Consider the following 17071-nt stretch of genomic DNA (forward strand, 5'->3'; position numbering starts at 1 on the left):
AATTCTAAACCTAAAAGAGGTGGAAAACCCAACGCAAGGATCTAATATGGTGACCCCATCTAGTAAATTACTCTTAAAAAACTGCATAAATACCTTTGACCATATTTGTGATTTTTTGTAAAATGATATATATAGAAAAATTGTGAATATACAGACAATCTATGGATAATAGTTTCTAATAAATTATTCGGGGGAAATTTATTAGTTAAGTATATTAACTTGTTTGCACTGGATTTTACAAATAAAGGGGTATGAGGGGCATGAAAGCAAAGAAATTAGTAAGTTTAGCGTTACCAGTTATGTTATTGAGTGGTTGTATTACAATTGAAACTGATGGTAAGAAAGCTGAACCAAAGAAAGAAGAAACGCAAAAGGTAGAGAAAGAGAGTAAGACTTCTGAGAAAGAGAGTAAGTCAACTGATAGCAAGAAAGAGGATAGCTTATCTGTAGCGAAAGGTGAGGGTACAAACAGTAGTTCATCAAGTAGTCAACCAAGTTCTTCTTCTAGTTCTTCAACTGGTAAGGTAACTGGTTCAGATGTTGAAAGGTATAAGTCAGATATCATAAACAGTGCTACTCAAATTGAAGATACAATGAAATTAATTGAAGGAATAGCAGGTTCAGACGTAAAGTCATACAAACAAAAGAAAAGTGAAGTGAAGTACAACTGAGTTTAGGTGGAGCAAAGGCAACCACAACGAAACTGAAGAATCTACAAGCACCTCCTGAGTTACAGGGAGAACAGGCGAAGATAAAGCAGTCAATGGAACTGTATGCGGATTGTTTCCAACTTCTCTTTGATGCATTAGACCAAGAAGACGAGAGTAAAATGCATCAATCCGTATCGAAAGCACAAGAAGGTTCAAAACTGTTTGAAGAAGCCGCAAAGAGTATCGCTAGTAAAACCAACTAAGAATATATTACTCAAAGGGGTATGAGGTATGAAAGTGAAGAAGCTAATAGGTGTTGCAGTTCCAGTTGCATTATTATTAAGTGGTTGTGTTACAGTAAAAGAATCGGCAAATAAAGAAGAAAAGACAGAAGAAACAAGTAAACATAAGTCTTCTGAAACAAAAGAAAAATCAACTAACTCGAAAGAAGAAAGTAAAGATGTTCAAAAGGTTCGAGTTTTAGATGAAGATTATGCACAATATTTATTAGATATTGAACAGGATATGTTAAGACGATTTGATTACTATGATGCTTCGGTAAGAGATTTGAGAAACGGAAGTAAATCAAACGCTGAGGTATTAGATAGCATTAAAGACGTCTATAAAGTATTTGACAAGATAGAGAAGATTGCCGCACCGCCAAAACATAAAGAAGATCAAAAAGAGATTGAAAGAGCTACAGGTAAATTAAGAGAAACATTCGGTGAAATAGAGAAGTTATTCAACGATAAAGGTTTCAGCTTAGAGACTGATAAGGAAATCTTAGATAAAGCAAATACAAAGCTAGAGGAAGCAAAACGTATTTGGAAACCTACATTCGATAAGTTAAGATCCGAAGTAAGCGGTGGTACAACTACAGATAAACCTTCCAGTACAACAAGTAGTTCTAGTGGTTCTATATCAGCAAACCCAACTACTGGTAGTCAGGCTCAGACAGATAAAAGTCAAGCTAAAACTGGCGTATTCGTAGGTACAATTGGTACATCTGAAGAGTTAGGAATTAGTTATGGAAACATGCAAAAGAACATAAAAGACGGTACTGAAATTATTGGTAATTGGGGTATTGATTACGGTAGTGGCGTAAAAACTACGTTAGTACTAAAAGGTGATAAGACATTTGAGTCTTATGCGAATGGTTCTTATCCGAATAAGGATAACTACTTAACAGGAACATATACAGTAGATGTTCCGTCATTCCAGTTAGCCTTAAAAATAACAAAAACAGTTAAAGACGGTCAAGAAGTGAAGCTAACAAATGACAGTGTAATGTATAAACTACAAAACTACGATGGTAATACATTACAAATTTATCACATGGACGATAACGTTCGTATTCGATATGTAAAACAATAAATAATTAGAAAAAAACTCTGTAAAAAATTTTACAGAGTTTTTTTCTAATTGTAGATTTGAAAGAAAGTTTGATCAAAATAAAGGCTTTTTGTTACATTACAGCTTACGCATTATTTACGCGAGCATGGGATTCCTTTTATGCAGATTAACGAGAATAGAGCATGGGAGTCATTATGTTTGTCACTTTGAGTGATGACCTTGTGTGATTATTATTTGTGTAGATCTTCGTAACTTTTATGTAATTGTTTCATATATTAAAAAAAGACTCGATTCGCGGTATATAAAGTGGGCTGTAGTAGGAGAAGTACCTTCAAAAGTGCTATGGATGAAGAGATGATTAGGTTGTACGAAATATGAAAATGTACGGACATAATGATTGTAAATCCAATTATGTAACAAGTTTAGCCTTACAAAACGTTGCACCAACGAATTTTTCATGGATATGACCGCAAGTATGTGTATAATTACCGGTAATCTTATAGGTTTTCTTTGAAAAGCGAATGAGAAATATATGGTTTTCTGTATCTGACGTTTGAAAAAACTATGGTAAAGGGGAGAGAGGGAGTTTTTATAAGGTATGTCCTTTAAGAAAAACTATTTTTAGAGAGCTTATTCAAATCTTAAGGATTCTTAAGGATGTCACTATAGTTTCTTCAGGTTTGAATTTTAAACTATAGTAGTAAATTCAAACTATTGGAGTGATTAAATATGAAGCCTCTGTCTTTTTTATCTCAATATATAACGAATCCAAGAAACGTGGGTGCAGTACTTCCAAGTTCAAAGTTTCTTGCAGATAAAATGGTGGCAAGCATCAATTTTAAGGAAGCTAAATATATTGTTGAATATGGGCCAGGTACGGGTGTATTCACGAATAAATTGCTTGAAAAACGAAGTTCGAATACTACTCTTTTATTAGTGGAAAATAATAAAGAGTTTTATTTATTATTGAAAGAAAAATATAAAAAAGAGAAAAATGTATTCATTGTATTAGGGTCTGCGGAAAATATTGACGAGTATCTACAGGGCTATTGCATTCCTTATGCAGACTATATTGTTTCTGGTCTTCCTTTTTCTAGTTTACCCCCAAATGTTTCAAAAAAAATATTATTAACTACCACCAAAATTTTAAAGGAAGGTGGGAATTTTATTACCTTTCAATATACTAAATTTAAAAAGAATTTTCTTAGTCAGTTTTTTAATAGAATAGATGTGAAAAGGGAACTTAGAAATGTACCACCAGCTTATATCTTTAACTGTTCAATCCCAAAAAATAGTTTGGAATAAGAGGGAAACGGCAAGGTTATGGTTCTTTCTATTCCATAGATCTGTGGCGATTTTCCTTATAAAACCTGTATTTAATCTCGTTTATTGATGAAATCTTTGTAAGTGGTAATTTTATATTCAAGCATCTCATCCGCAGCTTTTAACGTTCTAATTTGTTCCTTAATAGAGTGTTTATGTTCTTCTAAAAGATTTAAACGCTCTGTCGTGGTATGTTCTCCTTCCAAAGCTAATGCAGCATACTTCTTTATTTTCGCAATTGGCATTTGTGTTTCTTTTAACTTGATAACAAATTGCAGCCATTTAATATGTGAATCGTTATATCGTCTGTCTCCGTTAATGTTACGAACAGGAATTATAATTTTTTCTTTTTCGTAATACCGTAATGTATATGTACTTATCTCTAACATTTTAGCCACTTCACCAATAGTGTACATAAGAAACCTCCATATAAATTTTTCTTGACTTATAGTTTACTCTAATCATTATAATCAACTCATAGTTCGTTTACAATTAAATCAATTGGATAAAATTCAGGAGGGATTTATATGAAATATACAGTTATTACAGGGGCTAGCTCAGGAATTGGATATGAAACCGCTCTTGCTTTTGCGACTCGTGGAAAAAACTTAATTATAGCAGCACGCAGAACGGAGGAATTAGGAAAGTTAAAGTCAAAAGTGGCTGAAATTAATCCAGACCTGGATGTTGTCATTCGAACCGTTGACTTATCTGTTACTGCAAATGTTTATGAATTCTATGAAAGTCTTCAGGTTTATCAAATCGACACCTGGATTAATAATGCTGGATTTGGAAACTTTGCTTCCATTGGGGAGCAAAAGTTAAATAAAATTGAGACGATGCTTCACTTGAATATTGAGGCTTTAACCGTTCTGTCCTCTCTTTATGTACGTGATTATGCAGATGTTGAAGGAACTCAAATTATCAATATATCTTCAGGAGGAGGATATAGGATTGTGGCCGATGCTGTGACTTACTGCGCGACAAAGTTCTATGTAAGTGCCTTTACAGAAGGTCTAGCACAAGAATTAAAAGAAAAAGGAGCGGCAATGCAAGCAAAAGTGTTGGCTCCTGCTGCTACAGAGACCGAATTTGCAAAACGGTCTTATGATGTTGATAATTTTGAATATGATAATGTTGTTCCTAAGTTCCATACAGCTGAACAAATGGCCGGTTTCTTACTCAATTTATATGATAGTGAGAAGGTGGTAGGAATTGTGAATGGAGAAACGTATGACTTTGAATTAAGAGATCCAATGTATCCATATGTGATGAGTATAAGAAACTAGTTTTGGAAAATCTGAACATAACAAAAAACTGATAGTTCCTTAAGGGACTATTTAAACAAAAATCACCGATTTCCTGTACGTAAAGAAGTTGGTGATTTTTTTGTCGTAATGGTCGTGAAATTGAACATACACACTGTTTACATATTACAGAGGTGGCTACTTATATAAAAATTACATAACAGTAGTTGATATTCATCCATTAAATAAGACGATTATATGTACTGATGTTTTTCGTAATAAGAGAATGTTTAAGTTTGGTGATGTAATTGAAGTGAATTAGAGGGGGAATAAAAATAATTATCTCTTCCTAACTTAATTATATCATGTAAATCACGTTCAAAATAGACTGTTTATTCTCATTTACTACTGCTACAATCAATAGCACATGAACAGTAAGGAGAGGTGCCGAATGAGTTCTTTCGTTCTCGATTTTCAGGAAATAGAAAAGGTGCAGCTTTCGCTCGTTGGCGGAAAAGGATTGAATTTAGGGGAATTATCAAATATTCAAGGGATACAAGTGCCAGAAGGGTTTTGTGTTACAACGATAGGGTATGAAAAAGCCATCGAACAAAATGAAGCGTTTCAAGCTTTGTTGAGTCAATTAGCAATGTTAAAAATTGAAGACCGGGCTCAAATTGCTGAAATCAGTAAGAAGATTAGAGAAACCATTATGGAAGTAGAAATCCCTTCTGATGTAGTGGAAGCGGTGGCTCATTATCTCTCTCGTTTTGGAAATGAACATGCTTATGCAGTGCGTTCTAGCGCTACTGCTGAAGATTTACCATATGCCTCATTTGCTGGTCAACAAGATACGTATTTAAATATCATCGGAAAAGAAGCAATCTTGCAGCATGTAAGAAAGTGCTGGGCTTCTTTATTTACAGATCGAGCAGTCATTTACCGCATGCAAAATGGTTTTGAACATAGCCAAGTTTCTATATGTGTTGTCGTTCAAAGAATGGTTTTCCCGCAGGCTTCGGGAATTTTATTTACTGCTGACCCGATTACTTGTAACCGAAAGGTGTTATCGATCGATGCCAGTTTTGGACTTGGCGAGGCATTAGTATCAGGACTGGTCTCTGCCGATAATTATAAAGTAAAAGAAGGCGAAATCGCCGAGAAGATGATCGCAACTAAAAAATTGGCTATCTATGCCTTAAAAGAGGGCGGAACAGAGACGAAACAAATCAATCTCGCTCAGCAAAAGATTCAAACGCTTACGGAACAACAAATATTACAACTAGCACAGATTGGAAGACAGATCGAAGCTTATTTTGGCTGCCCACAAGATATTGAATGGTGTTTAGTTAATGACACATTTTATATTGTTCAAAGCAGGCCGATAACGACTTTATATCCAATTCCAGAAGCAAATGATCAGGAAAATCATGTGTATGTATCGGTTGGTCACCAACAAATGATGACCGATCCTTTGAAGCCGTTAGGAATGTCTTTATTCCAGTTAACATCCTTTGGACCGAGGTTTCAAGCTGGAGGAAGGCTGTTTGTTGATGTTGCACAAAGATTGGCGTCGCCTGCTAGTAGAGAACTTTTATTAAATACAATAGGGAACTCGGAGCCGCTTATTAAAGATGCATTAACGACTGTAATAGAGCGAGATAATTTTATCAAATTGTTACCGGATGATGAAAAAGAAAAGAGTCTTGGTAAAAGTATGCCACCTGCAAGTTCACAAACACAAATTGAAAGCGATCCGGCAATCGTTATGGATTTAATAAAGAATAGTCAAGCATCGATCGAAGAGTTAAAACAAAACATTCAAACGAAATCAGGGCTGGATGTACTTGATTTTATTTTAGAAGATATCCAGCAATTAAAGAAAATATTATTTCACCCGCAAAGTATGGCTGTCCTTATGGCAGGTATGAATGCTTCATCATGGATCAATGAAAAGATGGAGCAATGGCTAGGTGAAAAAAACGTAGCAGACACACTTTCACAATCTGTACAAAACAATATTACGTCGGAAATGGGTCTAGCATTACTCGATGTTGCAGATGTGATTCGGCCATATCCAGAAGTCATTGCGTATTTACAGCATATAGAAGATGACAGTTTTTTAGATGAGCTAGTTAAGTTTGAAGGCGGGGATAAAGCACAAGATGCAATCTATGCTTTTCTGAATAAATACGGAATGAGATGTAGCGGAGAAATCGATATCACAAAAACGCGCTGGAGTGAAAAGCCAACTACAATTATCCCGATGATTTTAAATAACATAAGAGATTTTGAAATTGGTGCTGGTAAAAGGAAATTTGAAGCAGGGCTGCAGGAAGCTTTGAAAAAAGAAGAAGAGTTGTTAGAGCGATTGCAGCACTTGCCGGATGGTAAACAAAAAATAGAAGAGACGAAGCGAATGATTAGTAACATCCGGAATTTTATCGGTTATCGTGAATATCCAAAGTACGGCATGATTAATCGCTATTTCATATATAAGCAGGCAATATTAAAAGAAGCCGAGCAACTCTTGCAAAATAACGTTATTCATGAAATAGAAGATATATACTATCTGACTTTGGAAGAACTTCACGAAGTTGCCCGTACGAATAAACTGGATTACGAGGTTATTCATAAACGGAAAAATGAGCACAAATTATATGAAAAACTAACGCCTCCGCGTGTTATTACGTCTGATGGAGAAATCATTACAGGGAAGTATAAACGAGAAAACCTTCCGGCCGAAGCAATTGTAGGTCTACCTGTTTCTTCTGGAGTTATAGAGGGGAGAGCTCGCGTTATTTTAAACATGGAAGATGCGAATTTAGAAGATGGAGATATATTAGTTACCGCATTTACTGACCCTGGATGGACACCATTGTTTGTATCTATAAAAGGGTTAGTCACCGAAGTTGGCGGACTCATGACACATGGAGCAGTTATTGCACGTGAATATGGATTACCAGCAGTCGTCGGAGTAGAGAATGCTACAAAACTAATAAAAGACGGGCAACGAATTCGGGTACATGGAACAGAAGGGTATATTGAGATACTGTAGTTGTATTTTAGATAAATAAAGAAATCGTCCACTAAATATAGTGGACGATTTCTTTATGATTTTAAGTCAACTGCTATCACCTGAAACTGAAGATCAAAATAAAAATGAGCATATGGATTGGATTTCTTTGGATGCCCTTGTCGTAGAAGAAAACATACATGCCACGATTCTAATTCACATGCAAGAAGCAACCATAAATATCGATGAATCAGAATGTACACCAATCTAAAACAAAGAATATTTTCAAAAATATTACAAATTAAGACAGTATATTGCAAATTATTAGAATATTCTTTATTATATAAACATTGTAACGTATTTAATATTGGGGAGGAATGGGGATGAAGAAAAAGCCTTTTAAAGTGCTGTCTACGCTTGCGGCGACAGCTGTGCTTAGTTGCACATTTGGATTTGGTAGTCAATCTGTTTATGCGGCAACACCGTCTAGTGTAGGAGCTTTAAGTCCAATTGATGAAAATTTAATTCCAGAGGAGCGTTTAGCAGATGCGCTCAAGAAACGCGGTGTAATTAGTGAATCTACGTCGAAAGAAGACACATTAAAAGCTGTTGAAAAATACGTAGAGAAGAAAAAAGGCGAAAATGCTGGAAAAGAACCAGCAGCGGGGGATAGTGTTACGAGAGAAGCTTCTGATTTTTTGAAAAAGGTTAAAGATGCAAAAGCAGATGAGAAAGAAAAAGCAAATCAACCTATTAGTGGCCCGGTAGCTGGACAAGAGCCGGTTAAAGGGGGATTAAACGGCAAAGTACCAACTACTTCAGCGAAGCAAAAACAATATAACGGTGATGTTCGTAAAGATAAAGTTCTTGTATTGCTAGTAGAGTTTGCTGACTTTAAGCATAACAATATTGATCAAGTACCAGGTTATATGTATTCAAATGATTTTAATCCAGAACATTATCAAAAAATGTTATTTGGTAATGAGCCGTTTACACTCTTTGATGGTTCAAAAGTCCCAACATTTAAACAATATTATGAAGAGCAATCTGGTGGTAGTTATACAGTCGATGGGACAGTAACAAAGTGGTTGACAGTTCCAGGTACAGCAGCGGATTATGGTGCAGATGCAGGAGATGGCGGTCATGATAATAAAGGACCAAAAGGACCTCGTGATTTTGTAAAAGAGGCATTAAATGCAGCTGTAGAAAGTGGTATTGATTTATCAGAATTTGACCAATACGATCAATATGACAATAATGGTGATGGCAATAAAAACGAATCAGATGGTCTTATCGATCACTTAATGGTTATTCACGCTGGAGTTGGGCAAGATGGAGGCGGCGGTAGACTAGGTGATGATGCAATTTGGTCACATCGCTGGAACCTTGGAACACCATATCCAATTGAAGGAACAAAAGCAAAAGTTGATAACTGGGGCGGAAAAATGGCAGCATACGATTACACAATTGAGCCAGAAGACGGAGCAGTTGGTGTATTCGCACATGAATTTGGTCATGATTTAGGTCTTCCAGATGAGTATGATACGAAGTACTCAGGATCAGGTGAGCCAATTAATTCTTGGTCTGTTATGAGCGGCGGCAGCTGGGCTGGTAAAATTGCAGGTTCAACGCCACCGAGTTTCTCTCCGCAAAACAAAGAGTTCTTTCAAAAGAACATGGGTGGAAACTGGGCAAATATTGTAGAGATTGACTATGATAAATTAAATCGCGGTATAGGTCTTGCGACGTACTTAGATCAAAGTGTAACGAAATCAGCTCGTCCTGGTCTGATTCGCGTTAACTTACCAGATAAAGATGTAAAAGGTATTCAGCCTGCATTCGGTAAGAAATATTACTATAGTACAAAAGGTGATAATCTTCATACAACAATAGAAACGCCAGTGTTTGATTTAACAAATGCAACAATGGCGAAGTTTGATTACAAATCATTGTATGAAATTGAAACAGATTATGACTTCCTTGAAGTACATGCAGTGACAGAGGATGATAAGAAAACGTTAGTGGATCGAATTGGCGAAAAGAATGTGAAAAATGGTCTAGACACAACGGATGGTAAATGGGTAGATAAGTCATATGACTTAAGCCAATTTAAAGGACAAAAAATAAAACTGGTATTCGAATACATTACAGATGGTGGTTTAGCACCGAACGGTTTTACTCTTGATAACGCTACATTAACTGTAGATGGAAATGTTGTGTTCTCTGATGATGCAGAAGGCGAAGCGAAATTAAAATTAAATGGTTTCGTTACAGCAAACGGTTTTGATAAGAAGAAACATAACTATTATTTAGAGTGGAGAAACTACGCTGGTGCTGATCAAGCGTTAAAATATAGCGGTGGTGTACCGTATAATACAGGTCTTGTTGTATGGTATGCAGACTCTAGCTTTACAGATAATTGGGTAGGTATGCATCCAGGCGAAGGTTTCTTAGGGGTTGTTGACTCTCACCCAGAGGCAATTGTTGGAACGCTAAACGGCAAACCAACTGTTAAAAATAGTACACGATACCAAATCGCAGATGCTGCGTTCTCCTTTAACCAAACGCCAGCATGGAAAGTTGTATCTCCAACACGCGGAACATATGATTACAAAGGGTTACCAGGTGTAACGAAGTTTGATGATTCTAAATCGTATATGAACGATTTAATCCCAGATGCAGGACGTAAAGTACCGAAGTTTGGATTGAAATTTGAAGTAGTTGGACAAGCAGATGATAATACTGCAGGTGCAGTTCGTTTATATCGTTAATAATGGAGAAGCTGTTGAAGAGGATTCCTTTCAACAGCTTTTTTCATAGGAACATAAATTTCAAGTTATTAATAATAATAGTAACTACTCAGCCATATATTTCATTTAGAAGTTTGTTGATGTTCAGATTGATTAAATCATGTTTCTATGCAGGCAAGCTTATTTTTTTAAGCCAGCTGCATAAAAAGGTCCATGAACTGCGATTGTTGATAAAATACGAGCAATTTCCTCAGGTGTTTCTTTTTGTCCATTATTTAACCATTGCTGAATGACACCTATATGAGCAGATGCCATATAAGAAGCTAAGTATTGACTTGGAACAAGTAAATTTTCCTTATTAATGAGAGCGCCATTCGTATCTTCAAATAGTGTTTTCCACATGAAGTCTTTCAATTTTGTTTGGAAAGATAAATCTCCTTTTGGGCTTAGTACAGCTTTCATAAAATCACTATTTTCGTTTAAAAATTCAAGGATAGAAGTGATAAGTACAAACGGCGTTGTCGGAGAAGGATTTGATCCAAGTTCAGCAATAACTTCCGGGAATTTCTGTTTGGCAATGCTAGAAAACTCATACATAATTTCTTCTTGGCATTTCGTCATTAAATCAAATTTATCTTGATAGTGTGCATAAAAAGTACCACGGTTTATGTTTGCTTTCGTAGTAATATCTTTCACTGTAATGGCGTCAAAACCTTTTTCCTCAATTAGCTCCACCAATGCATTTCGTATGGCAGTTTTCGTACGAATAACACGTAAATCTAAATTACTATCGCGCAAAGCATGTCCCTCCTTAATTTTTTCCAACACATTTAAAGAAAGTGTCTTTTAACCGACACATTCACGATTTTTGATTATTGTATAAGATTTAACTCAAACATATAATTCAAAATACAAATAAACAACACGTTGTTGGTTATTATAAATCAAATTATAGGAGGATAAAAGAATATGTTTAAAAATAAACTTTTATTGTTATCACCAGTTGTTGCACTACTTGTTGTTTTTATTTTTTCATTAACATTATTTCCAACGGTTCAACCTAAGCCGAAAAACTTGCCAATCGCAATTGTAAATGAGGATCAAGGAGTGGAAATTCCGAATCAAGCTAAAATGAATATGGGGCAAACAATCGTTGATACTATTAAAAAAACATCGAAATCAGATGAAGAACCTGCGGTAAAGTGGGTAGAAGTAAAAAATAAGGAATCTGTTCAAACAGGTTTAAATAATCAAGAGTATTACGCAGCACTAGTCATTCCGAAAGACTTTAGCGTAAAACAAGCATCGCTACGAACACCACAGCCATCTTCGCCAGAGATAGAAATATTAATAAATCAAGGAATGAATACGGCGGCTTCAACTATGGCAGGGCAAATGTTAAATGGCGTAGTTGATAATATGAACAATAACGTTCGTACGCAGTTACTAGAAGGATTTAAAGCAAAAGGGACTACTTTAACAACTGATCAAGTTTCGAAATTAGTAACACCGATTACAAAGAAAGTAACGAATGTGAATGAAATTGGCAAAAATAGTGCAAACGGTAACTCGCCAATTTCGTTATTCCAACCGTTATGGATCGCAAGTTTAGCGAGCGCAGCAATCATCTTTATTGCGATTAGCAAAATGCCGGTAGGTACAAGAAAAGAAAACTTTGTATTAAAACTAAAACAAATATTAGCTGGAGCTATCGCGGCGCTTGTAATTGGATTTGGTCTAACATGGATCGCGGATGGCATGGTAGGATTAAATATCCCGAATTTCATGGATACGGCTTTATTTTTATCCATTACATCATTTAGTTTCTTCTTAATGATTTCGGCTGTTCTTTCATTAATGGGATTAAAGGGAATAGGTATATTTGCACTGTTACTTTTCTTTGGTGCACCGCTATTGGCGCTAGCGCCTGAAATGATGTCGCCATTTTATCAAGACTGGATTTACTCTTGGTTACCGATGAAATTTATGATCGAAGGACTTAGAGAAATATTCTTCTTTGGAAAAGGGTTAAGCTGGAGTACACCTGTTACTGTGCTCGTTTGGATTGGTGTGGTAAGTATGGTTATCATTTTAGTAACGGCTTTCAAGCGTAGTGCAATAAAGGAACATAAAACTGAATTAAGCGCTTAAAAGGTAAAGAACGTTTCACTTGTAGTGAAGCGTTTTTTTGATGAATTCATTATGAATTGATAAGGAAATTAAGCAGCGATAGATAGGCTTTTTCAATATTTTAAAGGTGATTGAAGAATTAGTATTTGCGGTTCTTTTTTGTATACATGCTCCTACTATTTCAAAGTGCATAGAATGTTATGCGAAATTATGGAGGGGATACGATGTATAATTCGAATTATCATGATTGTTATAGGCAGAATGATAAGTTGATAAGTGATATTGAAAAAGCTATAAACGGAGAGTATAGCGCTATAAGCTGCTATGCTAAATTAGCTAACATGGCTCCAAACGAGGCAGAACGAAATCAAATTCTTGAAATTCGTAATGATGAAATAAGGCATTTTCAAAATTTTGTACAAATCTATACGAATTTAACTGGTCAGCAGCCTAAACCGCAGATCAATGAAGGATGTCCTAATACGTACTTACAAGGATTAGAATTTGCTATACAAGATGAACAAAAGACAGTAGATTTTTATTTGGAAATTTCAGATGAAACATCGGATGCACATATGAAAGATTTATTGCGCAGAATAGCTGCAGATGAACAAAATCATGCGGTATGGTTTTTATATTATTTTGTGAAGGCGAAGTGAATATGAAAAATGAATGGTTGATGTGGTGAATATATTAGAAATTAGTTTAAAACGTAGTGCAGTAATTGAGTGAAATACTTAAATACAAGTAGAAGGAAGCCGTTTCATTAGTAGTGGGGCGGTTTTTTTGCGATGAAATACAAGTTACAAAGAGTATCGACAAAATATAGTAGTTGAATTTGGTATATAATGTATGGAAAGAAAATGAAAATAAATAAGCTAGGAGCAAACAAATGAAAAGAGGAATTACAGTAGATATTCCAAATGAATATGATAATCTACTTTGGAAAGTGTTAAAGCCGATCGATATTACGTTATTTGATTGGCGAGTGGAAAACGAGGAATCTTATTTCATATTACCTGATGGATTAGGACCAGAATTATTTTCAGAAGATAACAAGGTAATGAGTGGATTAGAATTGAAAAAATTAATAAAAGACAACATATATTATCTCATTTTTGCAGATTTAAAAGCATATCCAAAAGGGGAAGTATTAGAAGAGGTTGAAACATATGAATAATTTAAAGAGAGTAAGTGCGAAGTAGTCGTGCTAGTGGCGGATGGTGATTACATACAAATTTATGCGAAAAATCAAAAGGCGATTGAGTTGATGTATGAAAATGCACTGAATCAAGGTTTTTACGTTGAATACGTTACAGATGACAATGACGGTAGAACGCGTTTGTCAGTATGGTAGTAATATGAAAGGAGAACGCAATATGGAGAGAAATACAGTTAAAGAATATACAATTCGAATTGCTACAGAAGAAGAAAGTAATAGCATTATCACTCTATTAAAAGAAGTAGCACAGTGGCTACAACATAAAGAAGTGAATCAATGGCAGTATCTTTTAGGAGGAGAAGCTACAGCTGAAATATTAGAAGGCATAAGCGAGAAATATACGTATGTTGTTACGAAGGAAGATGAAATTGTCGGTACGGTTACAGTATCTCCTAAACAAAATGAATGGGATGAGCGTATTTTTGGTAAGGAGGAAGTTTCAGATTCTTTATATATTCATAGATTTGCGGTGAAACGGAAGTATAAGGGGAATGGAATCGGAGAATGGATTTTAAAGTGGGTAGAAGAGAATGTACAACATGACAAAGAGTTTTTGAAACTAGATTGTGTTGGGCATAATCGTACGTTGAATGATTTTTATAAGAAAAATGGTTTCGAATATGTTGGGAGTACAGATGGACTTAGTAAGTTTCAAAAGAAAAGGGGTAAGTGAATGAATCAAATTCATACTGATTTAGCTAAAAGGTTAATAGGGGAACAGTTTCCTGAATGGGCACATTTAGAAGTGAAGCCCGTAAAGTTTAGTGGGCATGATAATAGAACGTTTCATCTGGGGGATAAGATGAGTGTAAGATTGCCAAGTGATGCGGCATATGCACCGCAAGTAGAGAAAGAAAATAAGTGGCTACCTATATTAAGTAAGGAGCTTTCTTTACCGATTTCTACACCACTTGCGAAAGGGAATCCGTCTGAAGAGTATCCGTGGTCCTGGTCTATTAATAAGTGGATAGAGGGAGAAACAGTTACGAAAGAAAATGTTCGTGACTTAAAAGGATTTGCAACGGACTTAGGTTCATTTCTAGTAGAATTGCAATCAATTGATACGAGTAACGGACCGATAGCTGGAGCGCATAATTTTTACCGTGGCGGGCTTATATCTGTATACGATAAAGAGGCGAGAGCAGCCATTGAAAATAATAAGGATGTTTTTGATGAGACATTATTAAAACATTTTTGGGATTTAGCACTTCGGTCAACATGGGACCGCAAACCAGTTTGGGTCCATGGAGATGTTGCACCGGGTAACTTACTTGTTAAAGATGGAAAGCTTTGTGCCGTAATTGATTTTGGTATTTTAGGAGTAGGAGACCCTGCTTGTGATGCAGCGATGGCATGGACATTTTTTGATAAGAATAGTAGAAAGGTATTTAAAAAAGTACTACGTATGGATGAAGAAACATGGAATAGAGCGAGAGGATGGGCGCTTTGGAAGGCGCTAATTACATATGATGCGAATAGGGATAGTAATGAGAAAGTAGCCGAAGAATCGTATCGTGTGATTCAAGTGATTGTGGATGATTATGAGAGGTAATAGAAAAAGCCTATTTTGAAATATACGATCAAAATAGGCTTTTTCTATTATTAATCGATACTTAAAGCTTTTTTACCCATTTGGTTATAACTGTGCTCAAATCGGGATTTTACCATTGGTTGGTCTTTTTTACCGTCTAATGGGTCATTTATGATCAGTTATAACTTTTTTGTACCTAGTAATTCTCGTCTATTTATTCTGATGAACATAAAAGACGACTCTTATATATATATTAGTCGTTGACTATTTTAAGTTTTATGTATAGAATCTTAATTAGAATTTTATTCGCAAACTCACACACATGTATGTGAGCGGCGGAATTTTGTAGAGTTTAACTCTGTTTCATTCGCCCGTTGTCTATGTATAGACAACGGGCGTTTTTTATTTTCAAAGGAGGGATTTTTTGGGAAAACTAAAGTTTTCATTATTAGTGTTATTAGGTGCCTGTAGCTATGGTGTCCTTTCATCTATTCTAAAAGTTGGATTTTTAAATGGATTTTCTTTTGATGAATTATTAGGTGGACAATATGTATTTGGATGGTTGGGACTACTAGTACTTGTTCTCTTATTTTCCCGTCATAAAGTATCAAGAAAAAATATATTTCTATTGTTAGTTGTTGGGACAACTATGAGCGTAACGAGTATTTTTTATGGGTATTCAGTAAAAGAATTACCAGCATCAATCGCTGTTATCTTATTATTTCAATCCACATGGATTGGTGTGCTTATTGAAGCTGTTGTTAGTAAAACTTTCCCAAGCCGTGAAAAACTATTATCGATTCTGGTTCTGTTTATAGGAACTTTGTTTGCTAGTGGTATGCTTGAAGGCTTAGGACAACATTTATCTGTAAAAGGAATTATTTATGGATTACTAGCAGCTATAGTTTTTGCCTTATATATATTTGCAAGCGGACGTGTAGCTACAACTGTACCAACCTATTCTAAAAGTTTTCTCATGACAACAGGTGCTACACTCCTTGTTTGTTTCATATATCCTCCTAATTTTTTAATAGATGGTACATTACAAGCGGGCTTATGGAAATATACTTTTTTCCTAGGTTTATTTGGGGTAGTTATACCGGTTATTTGTTTCTCGTTGGGTGTACCAAAAGTCGGTACAGGTCTTGGAACAATTTTAGGGGCAGCCGAACTACCAGTAGCTATCATTGCTTCAATAACACTTGTACATGAAAAAGTATCGCTTTTACAATGGTTTGGGGTTTTGGGTATTTTGATTGGAGTTTTTATACCTCAAGTGCTAGTTTTACAAAAAGAGAAGAGAGAAACTATGAACAAGGGTGTATCATAGCATAAGATTAACTCATTATTAAGCAAATATGTTGACCCTATTTGCACTAAGTTAACCACCGTAACAAAAACGACCGTTTATGGTATTTTACTTATTTCTATCCGGATAGAGAAAAATACTATTCAAATTCAGTTTCAAAACTCATTACCAAAAATAAACGCTCCTAACATATTAGTCATATATAATATGTTAGAAGCGTGATATTTCAAGTGTTTTTTGGATTTAGGTCTTGATAATCCTACTATTACAATATACTTTTAAAAAATTGCATATGCGGAGAGTGCAAATTAAGACGGATGCACGAAATGAAAAGCACAAAGAGCAATTGAAAGACTCGGCGCAGTAAAAGAGGGGGTACTTAGAAACGAAAGAAAATTGCCGAGTGGACATGTTAGAGATGCAGTTGTATACAGTGTTATTGGAAGTGAATGGCCAGCTGTAAAAGAACGGTTATTAGAAAAATTAGAGTCGTATAAAGAAAAACGATAATTCATATTAAGAAAGGTGTATTGATCGTCA

The 17071-nt window shown here is 35.4% G+C and carries 13 protein-coding genes and 4 pseudogenes; 15 read left to right on the forward strand and 2 right to left on the reverse strand.

All coding sequences use genetic code 11. The annotated features are described in order from the left end of the window. Window positions 1-260: 260 nt before the first annotated feature. From JTF23_RS23440 to JTF23_RS23450, 3 genes and pseudogenes are all read left to right on the forward strand, one after another. Window positions 261-913, forward strand: a pseudogene (locus JTF23_RS23440) (DUF7018 domain-containing (lipo)protein). Between the two features lie 28 nt (window positions 914-941). Then, the gene (locus JTF23_RS23445; RefSeq protein WP_204209850.1) at window positions 942-2024 is read left to right on the forward strand and encodes a DUF3994 domain-containing protein; all 1083 of its coding nucleotides are present in this window, start codon (window positions 942-944) and stop codon (window positions 2022-2024) included. A 708-nt stretch (window positions 2025-2732) separates the two neighbouring features. Continuing rightward, window positions 2733-3308 carry a class I SAM-dependent methyltransferase gene (locus JTF23_RS23450; protein WP_204209851.1) on the forward strand — a complete coding sequence of 192 codons (576 nt, stop codon included), beginning with the start codon at window positions 2733-2735 and terminating at the stop codon, window positions 3306-3308. Between the two features lie 71 nt (window positions 3309-3379). On the opposite strand, the gene JTF23_RS23455 is transcribed toward JTF23_RS23450, so the two are convergent. Further along, the gene (locus JTF23_RS23455) at window positions 3380-3742 is read right to left on the reverse strand and encodes a MerR family transcriptional regulator (RefSeq protein WP_002110648.1); all 363 of its coding nucleotides are present in this window, start codon (window positions 3740-3742) and stop codon (window positions 3380-3382) included. A gap of 111 nt (window positions 3743-3853) precedes the next feature. Here JTF23_RS23455 and JTF23_RS23460 point away from each other — a divergent pair, with 111 nt between their 5' ends. From JTF23_RS23460 to JTF23_RS23480, 5 genes and pseudogenes are all read left to right on the forward strand, one after another. Beyond that, window positions 3854-4615: an SDR family NAD(P)-dependent oxidoreductase gene (locus tag JTF23_RS23460; protein WP_002110647.1), complete on the forward strand. Its 762-nt coding sequence runs from the start codon at window positions 3854-3856 to the stop codon at window positions 4613-4615. A 133-nt stretch (window positions 4616-4748) separates the two neighbouring features. Further along, window positions 4749-4895 (forward strand): annotated as a pseudogene (locus JTF23_RS23465) (YolD-like family protein); the annotation flags it as partial. Window positions 4896-5024: 129 nt separating this feature from the next. Next, window positions 5025-7631: a phosphoenolpyruvate synthase gene (gene ppsA / locus JTF23_RS23470; protein ID WP_204209852.1), complete on the forward strand. Its 2607-nt coding sequence runs from the start codon at window positions 5025-5027 to the stop codon at window positions 7629-7631. 55 nt (window positions 7632-7686) lie between these two features. Next, window positions 7687-7860, forward strand: a complete 174-nt coding sequence (locus JTF23_RS23475) for a hypothetical protein (RefSeq protein ID WP_204209853.1) — start codon at window positions 7687-7689, stop codon at window positions 7858-7860. 112 nt (window positions 7861-7972) lie between these two features. Beyond that, window positions 7973-10360, forward strand: a complete 2388-nt coding sequence (locus tag JTF23_RS23480; RefSeq protein WP_204209854.1) for an immune inhibitor A domain-containing protein — start codon at window positions 7973-7975, stop codon at window positions 10358-10360. A gap of 159 nt (window positions 10361-10519) precedes the next feature. On the opposite strand, the gene JTF23_RS23485 is transcribed toward JTF23_RS23480, so the two are convergent. Further along, entirely contained in the window at window positions 10520-11137 is a 618-nt protein-coding gene (locus tag JTF23_RS23485) for a TetR/AcrR family transcriptional regulator (protein WP_286674648.1), read from the reverse strand. Between the two features lie 171 nt (window positions 11138-11308). Between JTF23_RS23485 and JTF23_RS23490 the strand changes: the two genes are divergently transcribed. The 7 genes and pseudogenes from JTF23_RS23490 to JTF23_RS23520 form a co-directional block, all read left to right on the forward strand. Beyond that, window positions 11309-12490, forward strand: a complete 1182-nt coding sequence (locus JTF23_RS23490; protein WP_204209855.1) for a YhgE/Pip domain-containing protein — start codon at window positions 11309-11311, stop codon at window positions 12488-12490. 203 nt (window positions 12491-12693) lie between these two features. Further along, window positions 12694-13128: a ferritin-like domain-containing protein gene (locus JTF23_RS23495; protein WP_070128595.1), complete on the forward strand. Its 435-nt coding sequence runs from the start codon at window positions 12694-12696 to the stop codon at window positions 13126-13128. 233 nt (window positions 13129-13361) lie between these two features. Next, window positions 13362-13826: pseudogene (locus JTF23_RS23500) on the forward strand (DUF2691 family protein). A gap of 22 nt (window positions 13827-13848) precedes the next feature. Continuing rightward, complete coding sequence (locus tag JTF23_RS23505) at window positions 13849-14364, forward strand: GNAT family N-acetyltransferase (RefSeq protein WP_204209856.1); 516 nt, start codon at window positions 13849-13851, stop codon at window positions 14362-14364. Continuing rightward, on the forward strand, window positions 14365-15243 hold the full coding sequence (locus tag JTF23_RS23510; protein WP_204209857.1) for an aminoglycoside phosphotransferase family protein: 879 nt from the start codon (window positions 14365-14367) through the stop codon (window positions 15241-15243). Window positions 15244-15646: 403 nt separating this feature from the next. Continuing rightward, the gene (locus JTF23_RS23515; RefSeq protein WP_204209858.1) at window positions 15647-16552 is read left to right on the forward strand and encodes an EamA family transporter; all 906 of its coding nucleotides are present in this window, start codon (window positions 15647-15649) and stop codon (window positions 16550-16552) included. 238 nt (window positions 16553-16790) lie between these two features. Beyond that, window positions 16791-17041 (forward strand): annotated as a pseudogene (locus JTF23_RS23520) (GNAT family N-acetyltransferase); the annotation flags it as partial. Window positions 17042-17071: the final 30 nt, after the last annotated feature.

This window comes from Bacillus sp. RIT 809, from assembly GCF_016892495.1.
Classification (GTDB): Bacteria; Bacillota; Bacilli; order Bacillales; family Bacillaceae_G; genus Bacillus_A; species Bacillus_A cereus_U.

Excerpts from the sequence above, each read along its gene's own strand:
- JTF23_RS23445 (WP_204209850.1), top strand. The coding sequence starts at position 942 with ATGAAAGTGAAGAAGCTAATAGGTGTTGCAGTTCCAGTTGCATTATTA.
- JTF23_RS23450 (WP_204209851.1), top strand. The coding sequence starts at position 2,733 with ATGAAGCCTCTGTCTTTTTTATCTCAATATATAACGAATCCAAGAAAC.
- JTF23_RS23455 (WP_002110648.1), bottom strand. The coding sequence starts at position 3,742 with ATGTACACTATTGGTGAAGTGGCTAAAATGTTAGAGATAAGTACATAT.
- JTF23_RS23460 (WP_002110647.1), top strand. The coding sequence starts at position 3,854 with ATGAAATATACAGTTATTACAGGGGCTAGCTCAGGAATTGGATATGAA.
- ppsA (WP_204209852.1), top strand. The coding sequence starts at position 5,025 with ATGAGTTCTTTCGTTCTCGATTTTCAGGAAATAGAAAAGGTGCAGCTT.
- JTF23_RS23475 (WP_204209853.1), top strand. The coding sequence starts at position 7,687 with ATGATTTTAAGTCAACTGCTATCACCTGAAACTGAAGATCAAAATAAA.
- JTF23_RS23480 (WP_204209854.1), top strand. The coding sequence starts at position 7,973 with ATGAAGAAAAAGCCTTTTAAAGTGCTGTCTACGCTTGCGGCGACAGCT.
- JTF23_RS23490 (WP_204209855.1), top strand. The coding sequence starts at position 11,309 with ATGTTTAAAAATAAACTTTTATTGTTATCACCAGTTGTTGCACTACTT.
- JTF23_RS23495 (WP_070128595.1), top strand. The coding sequence starts at position 12,694 with ATGTATAATTCGAATTATCATGATTGTTATAGGCAGAATGATAAGTTG.
- JTF23_RS23505 (WP_204209856.1), top strand. The coding sequence starts at position 13,849 with ATGGAGAGAAATACAGTTAAAGAATATACAATTCGAATTGCTACAGAA.
- JTF23_RS23510 (WP_204209857.1), top strand. The coding sequence starts at position 14,365 with ATGAATCAAATTCATACTGATTTAGCTAAAAGGTTAATAGGGGAACAG.